The sequence below is a fragment of the Treponema sp. B152 genome, assembly GCF_024181665.1.
Taxonomy (GTDB): domain Bacteria; phylum Spirochaetota; class Spirochaetia; order Treponematales; family Treponemataceae; genus Treponema_B; species Treponema_B denticola.
Genome location: NZ_CP058668.1, coordinates 129,439 through 140,759 on the forward strand (window position 1 = coordinate 129,439; position 11,321 = coordinate 140,759).

The following is an 11,321-nucleotide window of genomic DNA, read 5'->3' on the forward strand; positions in this document are numbered from 1 at the left end:
GGAGGATAATTATGAAAAAAAATATTTTGGGTATTGCAATTTTTAGCTGTATGCTTTCCTTGTCAGCCTTTGATTTTATGAATATTTCCGGTGATGTCGGTATCGGTTATATGAATTATACCATAGTGAATAACTATGATACAGGTAAACTTGCTGATAACTTAAGTGCTGAACTGAAGGCTCTTATAGGACCTGGTAACTTAAAGTTAGGTAGTATAAAAGCAAAAGATTCCTATAACGCATTTATGGTTGGTCTTTCTTTTAAGATGAGCTATATTTATGCAAATATAAATGTAGGCTTTCCTCTTAAAGAAATATCTTCCGGTTTTGATCCCCTTGCCCAAAAACTAAAGGAGAAGGGAATTAGTGATAAAATAAACGGCTCTATTATTTTTGACAGCCAGATAGGTGTAGGTATTACTCTAATGAAAAGTTCTCCACTCAATATCTTTGTCGGAGGCGGATTAGGTATAAACTATATCCGAACTACACGTGATTTACCCGGTAATTTTATTAGCAGTCTTTCTGATGTTACTTCACTAAAGGAAATACGAAGTGTGGGTATGATAGGTCTTGGTGCGGACATAGGTATAAAATACTTTTTTATGCCTAAGATTGGAATCTGCTTAGACCTAAAGGATACGATATATTTTTTACCTCTTGCAAATCAGCGCTATTATAGCGGCAAGCTTAAAAATGGAATACCCTTTACGTATTCTATAAATTCAGAAACAACCACAAATTCAGGCGATATTAAAAAATTAATAAAGTCAACTTGGGCAAATAATTTTTCTGTAAGGCTTGGAGTAGCTTTTAAGCTTTAATAAAATTGTAACAAATTCCGGTTATCCGGAGTTTTGAATATGGTTCTGTTTTATAAACAGAAAAATGTGTTTTATAGGAGGTTTATTATGAAGCACAAGAAGATAGTTTTAGTTTTGATTATTTCGGTTGCATCTGCCGTTTTTGCATTTGCAGATTTTGCGATTTCGTTCGGCCCTGCCTATACGAATTATTTTGTTCACACAAAAAATGAGGGTAATTTTTCTACATTTAGTAATGATGTACAAAATGCATTAAAAAATGCTAAAGATGAAAAGAATAATGCCGCAGGAGTTGCTGTTGATCTTAGAGCAGGTTTTATTTATTTAATGGCTCAAATTGCCTTCCCCGGAAAAAACCATACCGATCTTATGAAGGGAGCAACAGCTGAAAAAGATAAGTTTGTAGTGAAGAATGCTTTTATTCTTGACTCTCAGCTTGGAGTCGGCATAACCTTGTTTAAAAAAACGCCTTTTAACCTCTTTTTGGGCGGCGGACTAGGGTTAAATGCTATGAAGGCTACTCAGACTGTTTCTATAGCTAGTCAGGATATTAGTTACGACAAATTGGATGTCATGTTCGGTGTAGGTGTAAATGTTTTAGCCAGTTTTTACTTTACAGATATGATAGGTATTTATGGCGGTATTGCAGATACGGTTTATTTTGCTCCTTTAAAAGTTAAAAAAACATTTAAAGTTGGAAATCAAGAATATACGGTTTCCAACACTAGCAACAACATAAAAGAGGTTATTGCTAACAGTGTAAACTTAAAGTTAGGCCTTTCTATCAGGTTATAGATTTTAATTGTTTTACACAAAAAGGCAGCCCTTTAAATGGGCTGCCTTTTTTATTGGGTAAATAAAGTTTTATTTTAAGGAGTTTAAAACGTTTGAGAGTCTTGTTTTGTCGTATAGGTCTAATGGCCTTCCTTCAGAAAACCTAACAGCTTCTTCAGTAAAGGTTCCGGCACTCATACATATTCCTGTTCCGCCCTTGACTTCTTTTAGCCGTGCATGCAGCTCTCTAAGAAGCAGCTCCCCTACCGTTCCTTGCGACCTAAAAAATCTAAAAATAACCGTATCCGAAAAACGGGATGTATCTATTTCGGCAACTATATCGGTATAGGCAGCCAATACGGAAATATCCACTATTTTTACCTTAGCTTTCGGATAGAAACGGGCGACAATTTTGCGGCACAGAGCTACGAATTCGCTTTGTCCCGACATTAGGTATATCTGTAAGTTCTTGTTTTTGTTTAACTCCTGATATCTCATTATTAAGGTTGCAGCATCTTTGTATCCGGGGCTTATGGATTGTATTTCTTTTAAAAGATGAAGTGCTTGACCTATTTCTTGAGTCTTTATATAGGCTTGAGCTAGTCTGTATTTTAGCTCGTTAGAAATATCCATCGGTATTCCCGTATGTTTTAAGCCTATTTGGAAGTCTTCGATAGCTCTTTCCAACTGATCGGCCTTCGCTCTTATCATACCTGTGTATAATGAAGCTTGAGGTCCGAAAACAGGATCTACTCTAAGATGGTTTAATATTTTTAAGCATCGGTCGGTTGCTTCCGTTTCATAAAAACATTCGCCCATTGCAAACAAAACTTCCTTATCATCGGGTTTAAAATCCAGGGCTTTTTTTAGAGCCGGGAGGGCCTCGGTGTATTTATGCAAATGCTGTAAAGTATATCCAAGATACTTTGTTGCCAAAAAGCTGTTTGGTTCAAGTATCAAGGTTCTTTTGAAAAACTTAACGGCTTTTTCATAGTCTTTTTCGAGGTAATAGATATAGCCTAAGTTATAGCTTACATCAAGATTTTTAGGATTGATTGTTTCTGCAAGAAGAAAGCCTTTTTTTGCCTCAGGGAGCCTATTTGTTTTTAGGGCACAGATACCGTATCTGATAGCAACATCCAGCTGCTTATTCATTTCGAGCGGCTTCATTCTATCCAGTAAGGCCGAGTATGCCGTATACGCCTTTTCCCAGTCTTGGTCTTGATAATAAATATCTCCCATTATAAATAAACCTTCAATATCATGAGGGTTTTGAGCTAAGCGGCGTGAGGCTTCTTTCATTAAAACGGCTCTGCCTTTAACTTTCTTTCTTCCTCCCGAAGAGGGTGATTTGCTTCGTGTAGCTACAAGGACAAGGATAACAACAGCAATAATAATAATAAAAAAGGAAATAATAATAGTCGATACCATTCTCCTATTATGCGTTTTATTTTAAGATATGTCAATGGAAGGTGAATTGAATTTGTAATAATACTATAAAAATACCCTAGTCAACAGCTCTTGTTTGTGATATAATAAGAAAATATCCTTTCCTTGGAGGAGGTATGAAAAAATTATTTTCTATGTTAATTTCGTTAATGTGTATGACTACAGTCTTTTCTGATCAGGCAAAGGATTTTAGTGAGGATGACCTTCCATTAAAAAGGGTAACTCTATATTCTTCAGGTGTTGCGCATTATGAGCATGAGGGCAGGGTAAGGGGCAACGGAAAAATAGAGATGTTGTTTTTACCTTCCCAGATAAGTGATGTTCTAAAATCTATTTTTGTAAAAGATCCTGCTGCAAAGAATTTGTCGATAAATTATCAATCGGAAGATACCCTTAAAAAAACTATGCAAAGTTTAAAGATAGATTTATCTGAAAATAACTCTATTTTTAAGATTCTTAACTCGCAGAAGGGTGCCGAGATCGAAGTTTACACGCCGAGTAAGATTACAGGTAAAATTTTAAGTGTGGATAAAATTGAAGATTCTAAACCGGATATGATTTTGTCGATTGCTGCGGCAGACGGCGTTAAGATAATATCCTTAAAAGATGTTCAATCCTTTAAATTTACGGATCCCCAAAGGAATGAGGACTTACAAAAGGCCTTAAGTCTTATTTTAGAGGCCTCTGCAAAAGAAAGAAAGCTTATTTCGATTGATATAGAAGCTGCCGGAGAACGTAATATAGGGCTGTCTTATGTTATGGAAGCTCCTATTTGGAAGCCTTCGTATAGGCTTGACATGGGCAATACAAGTGCAGCTTTTCAGGCTTGGGCTATAATCGATAACTCTACGGATCTCGATTGGAAGGATGTAAAACTTACCCTGACAAGCGGCCGTCCCATAGGCTTTAGACAAAATCTATATGAACCCTATTATACCGACCGAGAAACTATTCCGATTCTTGCAGGTCAGACGGCCGATATTGAAACCTTTGATTCCGCTTATGATGATGTGGCTTATGAAGAAGCTATGGCTGCACCGATGATGGAAAGAAAGGCTTATGCAAAGATGACGGCTCCTTCTATGGACGAAGCCAAGGAATCTTCTTATTTTGAAAATCAGACCATTGCGAAGAGTAGTGCGGGGGAAATGTTTGCCTTCAGCCCTGTAAAGCCTGTTAATTTACCGAGACAAAAGAGTACAATGATTCCGCTTAGCCTTGCATCGCTTCCTGCACAAAAATACTCGGTTTTTTCGAGTATACCCTATGGTTCCGATGTCCATCCTAAGTTATGTATCAGTATCGAAAATAATTCCGGTCTAAAGTTTCCTGCGGGACCCATTACGGTTTTTGAAAATGGCGAGTACTCGGGCGACGCTATTTTGGAGTTTTTACCGGAAAATGAAAAACGGCTCATAGCCTTCGGTGATGATATAGATGTGAAGGGTACAAAAACCGAGGACCTTGACAAGCATATTCATAGCCTTAAAATAGTAAAAGGAGTTTTAACAAAAAGATATAAGTCATCTAAAAACTCTGTCTATACTATCAAGAATTCTGCATCAAAAGAACGCTCCATTATAGTTGAACATTTTATAAGCTCAGGCTTTAGTCTTACCGATGAAAAAAAATTGTTGGAAAAAACGTCGAACAAGTACAGGTTTAATATAAAGGTTAAGGCTAACTCTCAAGAAAAACTTGATGTAGTTGAAGAAAGATTTTTTGAAGAAATTGTACAGGTTAATATGATGGATAATAATTCCATGATAGCTATTTATTCCAACGCTAAGATGCCTGAAAAGATAAAAAAAGCCTTCAAAGACGTTTTAAATGAAAAGGTAAAAGTTGATAAGGCTCAAATTGCCTTGGCTAATTTACAAAATGAGCAAAAAACTCTTAATGCAGAACAGGATAGAATCCGCAAAAATATTCAAGCTGTCGGATCTGAAACCCAACAGGGAAAGATGTTTTTAGATAAGCTTCTGGAGATAGAAAATTCTTTGGAGAACTTAAAGAAAAAAATCGGCCAAAGTGAAAAAGAGTATTCTGATCTGCGGTCTGCTTTTTTAGATTATGTTGAAAAAATTAATATAGAATAATTATTTTTTTCTAACCAAATAAGATTCTCAGCTGTTTGTGTAAAGGCTTGATAATTTAGCTTTATTGATGTATAATGTCGCCGTGTGATTTTAAGGAGTGTATGAAATTTGACAGCAATTCAGTTTATTTTATATATAATAGCTATACCTTGTGCGCTATCTGCTTTTTTTGTATATCTGGCTATTCTATTTTCAAAGAAACATAATCTATATGACAAAACAGGCGGGCGAAAGATACATTCCGGTAATATTCCGAGGATAGGAGGAGTAGGTTTCGGCTTTGCTTATATAATTTCAAGTCTCATCTTACATTTCCGCTTTCCTGAATTGAGACTATTGCACTTAAATTTCTTTTATATCGCCTTGGGCTGCTTGCTTATTTTTATAATGGGATTATGGGATGATATAAAAAATTGGAGAGCTATTTTTAAGCTATTGGTTCAATCTTGTGCCGCTATAATAGTCTTATACGGAGGATATACATTTAAAAAAATAAGTTTTGGGCCCATCGGTTTTTTCTGGTATATGGGGCCGGAAACATATGTAATAACTTTTTTGTGGATAATAGGAATAACCAATGCAATAAATCTTGTTGACGGAATTGACGGGCAAGCAGGATGCTTAGGCGTTTCCGTTCTCTTAACATATGCTGCAATTTATTATTCGATTGGGATAAGTCCTATAATCATATTCCGTGTGCTTATACTTGCATTCTCAGTCGTAGGCTTTTTATTTTTCAATTTATCACGGCCCAGTGCAAAGATTTTTATGGGAGACTGCGGCTCACAAATTTTGGGCTTTGTGTTGGCAATTTTACCTCTTATTCCGTCGCCCGAAGGATATGAGGCTGCAGGTATACAATTTGCATCCGTGATATTAATGCTGCCCATATTCGATACGGTTGCGGCGATATGGCGCAGAGTAAGGGAAAAACGTCCTATAGGTGAGGGAGATAAATTTCATCTTCATCATAAACTTATGCTTATAGGTTTTAGCCCTAGAGGGGCATTGAGTGTTTTTATGATATTGCAGCTCATAATAAACCTTTTTGCCGGAATGGCTATAATCTTGCAAGGAGTTCGTGCTCTGGTTGTTTTGATAGGGCTCATACTTGTAGGATTATTATTTTTTACGTTGATTCATTATGAAAAAGAAAAAATTATAAATAAAAAATAGAATGCGGAGTTGTTTCTTTAATTATGGAAAAAAAAATCGGCAGATTGGTTTTACTTTTTTGGCTGTTCCAGTGTTCAGCTGTTTTTGCAATTTATAAGATATTTAATACGGATACCGAGATTTTTAGTGCATTTTTAATACATATAACTCTCTGGCATTCGTTACTTTTGTTTTTTTTGATTCTATACAAAGGAGATTTTATAAATGTTGGGACTAATCTTATGCTTGAGAAAGTTAATCTTGCAAATGGGATTACCCTGCTGCGAATAAGCTCTGTCCCTTTAATAGCCTTTCTTTTAAAGCAGAATTCGATAGAACAGATAAAAATAATCTTGGCTGTTGTTTTAATCTTGGTTTTTTTGACGGACTTTTTTGACGGCTTTATAGCCCGTAAATTTAATCAAGAAACAAGGATCGGGCGTATGCTGGATTCCATGAGTGATTATTCCCTGCTTGCTCTTGTTTCAATTGTATACTATCAACTGGGGCTATTGCCTAATTGGTTTTTCTATTTGATTTTTATAAGATTAATGTTTCAAGCTTTGGGAATGCTTTTTTTTATGTTATTAAAATTTCCGGTCGAAATAAAATCTACAAGGGGCGGTAAAATAACGATAGCGGCGACTATGATTCTTTACAGCCTCAAGATGCTGCAATTTTTTGTTCCTTTCTTTTATAACTTTAAACAATTATTTTTAATAGGAGAATATTCCTGCGGCTTTATTATTTTTGTATTTTTGTTTGAAAAGATATTTATTTTCTATGAGCATTATAAAAAATACCGCAAAAGAGACATAGAAACTTAGATATCAATACTAAAAAAGACTAGAATATAATTTTATAAATTGTTATAATATCGAAGTTATAGTATACAAACACAGTTTTGATAGGAGTTATAAAATGAAAGAAGGTTTGAAGAAATACCTTGAGAGAGAAGGCTCAAATGCAAAGTTAGCTATGGTTGCATATTTGGCCAATTTGGATCAGGTTGCCTCCGTGTACCCTGAAGTTGCATCAAGCATTGTAAAAGAAATAGAAAATCAGCGAAGTCACTTAAAACTTATCGCAAGCGAAAACTATTCTTCATTGGCAGTTCAAGCTGCTATGGGGAACCTGCTTACCGATAAGTATGCAGAAGGTTTCCCCGAACACAGATATTACGGAGGATGCGAAAACGTCGATGCCGTTGAAATGGCTGCTTGCGAAGAAGCATGTAAAATATTTGGAGCCGAACATGCCTATGTTCAGCCTCACTCCGGAGCTGATGCAAATATCGTAGCTTATTGGGCTATCTTAAATGCCAAGGTTGAAGAGCCCTTCTTAAAGAAATTTGAGACGGTTGTAGACGGAAAGGTTAAAAAGATGAACCTTGAAGGTTTGAGCCATGAGGAGTGGGAAGAATTACGCCATGCTCTTGGAAATCAAAAACTTATGGGCTTGGATTACTATTCGGGCGGACACCTTACCCACGGCTATGTTCAAAACGTTTCTTCAAAAATGTTTAGAACATGCTCATATACGGTAAATAAAGAAACCGGTGAGCTTGATTATGCCGAAATCGAAAAAAGAGCAATGGAAGAAAAGCCCTTGATTCTTTTGGCCGGATACAGTGCCTATCCCCGAAAGATTAACTTTAAGAAATTTAGAGAAATTGCGGATAAATGCGGAGCCGTCTTAATGGTTGATATGGCCCACTTTGCCGGTCTTGTTGCAGGAAAGGTTTTTGAGGGCGAATACAACCCTGTTCTTTGGGCTGATGTTGTAACAACTACAACCCACAAAACTCTTCGAGGCCCCCGCGGTGCTATGATTCTTTGTAAAAAAGAATTTGCAGAATTCGTTGATAAGGGATGCCCCCTTGTAATCGGCGGACCTCTTCCTCATGTTATGGCTGCAAAGGCCGTTGCCTTCCGCGAAGCAAGCAGCAAGGAATATCAAGACTATGCCCACAAGGTAAGAGACAATGCTGTCGCCCTCGCTGAAGAATGTATGAAGCTCGGTATGAAGCTCCAGACAAACGGAACAGACAATCACTTAATGCTGATTAATGTAACAAAATACGGCTTAAACGGCCGCCAAGCAGAAACTGCAATGTCTGAGTGCGGTGTAACCCTTAACAGAAACAGCTTGCCCTTTGATCCGAACGGCCCCTGGTGGACAAGCGGTCTACGCGTAGGAACTCCTGCCGTAACAAGTCTTGGAATGGGAAAACCCGAAATGAAGCAGATTGCTTCAATTATAGACAGGGTATTAAAAGCTTCAAAGCCGGGTGTAACAAAGAGCGGAGCTCCCAGCAAGGCTAATGTAGTTGTAGACCCCGCCGTAAAAGCAGAGATACAAAAAGAAGTAGATGCTCTTTTACATAAATTTGTTCTTTATCCCGAATTGGATTTGGACTATTTAAAGAGCGTTTATTGCTAAAAATATCTTTTAATTGAGATAAGGGGCTCCGGAAGGTTTTTGCTTTATATCGGATGCCCCTTTTTTTATTTACTGAAATGATGGAGGATGGATAAACAGTTCGGCATAAATTCAGCTTCACTGTTTATCGTTAGTGTATGGGAGGAAAGTATGAAAATCGGACTTTGTGCATCGGAAAATAAAAACAATGATATTGATTTTAATATATCGCAAATTGAAGGCTTTATAGAAAAAACAAGGTCTGAAAAGCCCGATCTTCTTCTCTTTGGAGAAAGTTTTTTACAGGGCTTTTATTCTCTTTGTTTTGAATATAAAAAAGATATTTTGACGGCTCTTCAAATAAACTCGGAACCCATTGCAAAGATTCGTTCAATTGCCCAAAAAGAAAAAACAGCCATAGGTTTCGGCTTTATCGAAAACGACCATGGTGCTATTTTCAGCTCCTACATGATAGTAGGAAAAAACGGAGAAATGCTTTGCCTTTATAAAAGAGTTTCCCAAGGCTGGCGAATTGAAGGTACCTGTGCCGACTATCGGGAAGGAAAAGAGTTTTTTGAGTTTGATTTTGAGGGTAAGCGCCTTGCCGTTTTTATCTGCGGGGACTTATGGGAAGATAATCTTTTAGAGCCTATTATAAGCCTCAATCCCGATGCCTTTTTATGGCCGGTATTTTGCGGTTATACAAAGGAAGAATGGAAAAACGGTGAAGCCGCTGCCTACGCCGAAAGAACTGCAATCCTCGATAAACCGGTTTTATTTATAAACTCCCTTGTAAATGAAAATGCTAAGGCTATAGGAGGAGGCGCCTTTGTTTGGCATCAGGGTAAACTTATAAAAGAAATACCTATGGGCGAAACAGGCTTTTTGTTATACGAAATTTAACATGACATTGGAAAAATATAAGCCGCTCTTTAATTAGTAATTTGAGCGGCTCTTTAATTAATAATTTGAGCGGCTCTTTACTTAATAATTGGAGCGGCTTTCTACTTAATAATTTGAGCTGGAAGAATGGCTCATGTCTTTTAAGACGACATCGTGAGGGCCTCCTTCAATGATACTTGCCGAAGAAACTAATGTTATTTTTGCGTCACGCTGGAATTCCGGAATGCTTAAAACTCCGCAATTACACATTGTTGAGCGTATCTTATTTAAGGTTACCGCAACATTGTCGTGGAGTTTTCCTGCATAGGGAACGTAGGAGTCTACACCCTCTTCAAAAGAAAGCTTTTTCTCCCCGCCCGAATCGTATCGCTGCCAGTTCCTTGCCCTCGCAGAACCTTCGCCCCAGTATTCTTTCATATAGTTTCCGTTAATCAATACCTTGTTGGTAGGGCTTTCGTCAAAGCGTGCAAAGTAGCGTCCGAGCATACAGAAGTCGCTTCCCATAGCTAGGGCTAGGGTTATGTGGTAATCAAAAACGATTCCGCCGTCGGAGCAGATAGGAATATAAACACCTTTCTTTTTAAAATATTCATCCCGGGCCTTGGCAACCTCTATTAGGGCAGTGGCTTGACCTCTTCCTATCCCCTTTGTCTCACGGGTAATACAGATTGAACCGCCTCCTATTCCGACCTTTATAAAATCGGCTCCCGCATCCGCTAAAAAATTAAAGCCGTCGGCATCTACAACATTGCCGGCTCCTATGGGAATTGAATCCCCGTATTTTTCTTTTACAAATTTAATGGTTTGCTTTTGCCAATCGCTAAAGCCGTCTGATGAATCTATACAAAGTACATCGGCTCCCGCTTCCACAAGGGCGGGAACGCGTTCTTCATAGTCTCTTGTATTTATACCGGCTCCTACCATGTAGCGTTTTTTTTCATCAAGAAGTTCGAGCGGGTTTTCCGTATTGCTTTCATAATCTTTCCTAAAAACAAAGGCAACAAGACAGCCTTTTTTATCAAGAATCGGAAGCGAATTAAGCTTAAATTCCCAGATAATGTCTTGGGCCTTTTTTAAGCTGATTCCTTCTTCGGCAACATGGAGGCGTTCGATAGGCGTCATAAATTCTTTTACCTTTGTATTTAAATCGGTATGGCCTATGCGGTAATCCCTGCCTGTAACTACACCTAAGAGTTTCCCGTGTCCTGTCCCGTCATGGGTTACGGCAACGGTAGTGTGGTCGGTTCTATCCTTTAAGTCTAAAACATCGCTTAAATGATGCTCAGGTGTGAGGTTTGAATCGCTTTCGACAAAACCTGCCCTATAGTTTTTTACTTTTGTGACCATCTTAGCTTCACTTTCAACTGATTGCGAGCCGAAGATAAAGGAAAGGCCTCCTTCCCGTGCAAGCGCAACAGCCATATTATGATCTGAAACAGACTGCATAATCGAAGAAACAAGAGGAATATTTAAACTGATTTTAGGCTTTTTACCTTTTTTATATTTTGTTAAAGGCGTTTTAAGAGAAACCGCCTGAGGAATGTGCTCGACTCCCGAAAGACGCGGGACCAATAAATATTCGCTGAATGTATGCGAAGGTTCATCATAAAAAAAAGCCATAGATCACCTCAAAAATAAATTTCTTAATACTATAATTTTTTTGAAAAAAAATCAAGGACTTTGAATTTTTTAGGTT

The 11,321-nt window shown here is 37.6% G+C and carries 9 protein-coding genes; 7 read left to right on the forward strand and 2 right to left on the reverse strand.

Going from position 1 to position 11,321, the window contains the following annotated elements; translation table 11 throughout:
• Positions 1-11 precede the first annotated feature (11 nt).
• Together HYB91_RS00525 and HYB91_RS00530 are read left to right on the forward strand one after the other, a co-directional pair.
• Complete coding sequence (locus tag HYB91_RS00525; protein WP_002676132.1) at positions 12-824, forward strand: DUF2715 domain-containing protein; 813 nt, start codon at positions 12-14, stop codon at positions 822-824.
• Between the two features lie 87 nt (positions 825-911).
• Positions 912-1,619, forward strand: coding sequence for a DUF2715 domain-containing protein (locus HYB91_RS00530; RefSeq protein WP_002673526.1), 708 nt, complete (start codon positions 912-914; stop codon positions 1,617-1,619).
• Positions 1,620-1,688: 69 nt separating this feature from the next.
• Here HYB91_RS00530 and HYB91_RS00535 read toward each other — a convergent pair whose 3' ends face one another.
• Positions 1,689-3,029, reverse strand: coding sequence for a tetratricopeptide repeat protein (locus tag HYB91_RS00535; protein ID WP_002667136.1), 1,341 nt, complete (start codon positions 3,027-3,029; stop codon positions 1,689-1,691).
• A 134-nt stretch (positions 3,030-3,163) separates the two neighbouring features.
• Here HYB91_RS00535 and HYB91_RS00540 point away from each other — a divergent pair, with 134 nt between their 5' ends.
• The 5 genes from HYB91_RS00540 (at position 3,164) to HYB91_RS00560 (ending at position 9,625) form a co-directional block, all read left to right on the forward strand.
• A complete protein-coding gene (locus HYB91_RS00540) occupies positions 3,164-5,146 on the forward strand; it encodes a DUF4139 domain-containing protein (RefSeq protein ID WP_002676130.1) in 1,983 nt (660 codons plus the stop codon).
• A 108-nt stretch (positions 5,147-5,254) separates the two neighbouring features.
• Positions 5,255-6,322, forward strand: a complete 1,068-nt coding sequence (locus HYB91_RS00545) for an MraY family glycosyltransferase (RefSeq protein ID WP_002676128.1) — start codon at positions 5,255-5,257, stop codon at positions 6,320-6,322.
• Between the two features lie 23 nt (positions 6,323-6,345).
• Positions 6,346-7,128: a CDP-alcohol phosphatidyltransferase family protein gene (locus HYB91_RS00550; protein WP_002676127.1), complete on the forward strand. Its 783-nt coding sequence runs from the start codon at positions 6,346-6,348 to the stop codon at positions 7,126-7,128.
• 94 nt (positions 7,129-7,222) lie between these two features.
• Positions 7,223-8,743, forward strand: a complete 1,521-nt coding sequence (locus HYB91_RS00555) for a glycine hydroxymethyltransferase (RefSeq protein ID WP_002673531.1) — start codon at positions 7,223-7,225, stop codon at positions 8,741-8,743.
• Between the two features lie 150 nt (positions 8,744-8,893).
• A complete protein-coding gene (locus HYB91_RS00560; protein WP_002676126.1) occupies positions 8,894-9,625 on the forward strand; it encodes a carbon-nitrogen hydrolase family protein in 732 nt (243 codons plus the stop codon).
• A 105-nt stretch (positions 9,626-9,730) separates the two neighbouring features.
• On the opposite strand, the gene HYB91_RS00565 is transcribed toward HYB91_RS00560, so the two are convergent.
• A complete protein-coding gene (locus tag HYB91_RS00565; RefSeq protein ID WP_002676125.1) occupies positions 9,731-11,245 on the reverse strand; it encodes an IMP dehydrogenase in 1,515 nt (504 codons plus the stop codon).
• Between the last annotated feature and the right edge of the window lie 76 nt (positions 11,246-11,321).

Coding starts and splice junctions, on each gene's coding strand:
- HYB91_RS00525 (WP_002676132.1), top strand. CDS start 12: ATGAAAAAAAATATTTTGGGTATTGCAATTTTTAGCTGTATGCTTTCC.
- HYB91_RS00530 (WP_002673526.1), top strand. CDS start 912: ATGAAGCACAAGAAGATAGTTTTAGTTTTGATTATTTCGGTTGCATCT.
- HYB91_RS00535 (WP_002667136.1), bottom strand. CDS start 3,029: ATGGTATCGACTATTATTATTTCCTTTTTTATTATTATTATTGCTGTT.
- HYB91_RS00540 (WP_002676130.1), top strand. CDS start 3,164: ATGAAAAAATTATTTTCTATGTTAATTTCGTTAATGTGTATGACTACA.
- HYB91_RS00550 (WP_002676127.1), top strand. CDS start 6,346: ATGGAAAAAAAAATCGGCAGATTGGTTTTACTTTTTTGGCTGTTCCAG.
- HYB91_RS00555 (WP_002673531.1), top strand. CDS start 7,223: ATGAAAGAAGGTTTGAAGAAATACCTTGAGAGAGAAGGCTCAAATGCA.
- HYB91_RS00560 (WP_002676126.1), top strand. CDS start 8,894: ATGAAAATCGGACTTTGTGCATCGGAAAATAAAAACAATGATATTGAT.
- HYB91_RS00565 (WP_002676125.1), bottom strand. CDS start 11,245: ATGGCTTTTTTTTATGATGAACCTTCGCATACATTCAGCGAATATTTA.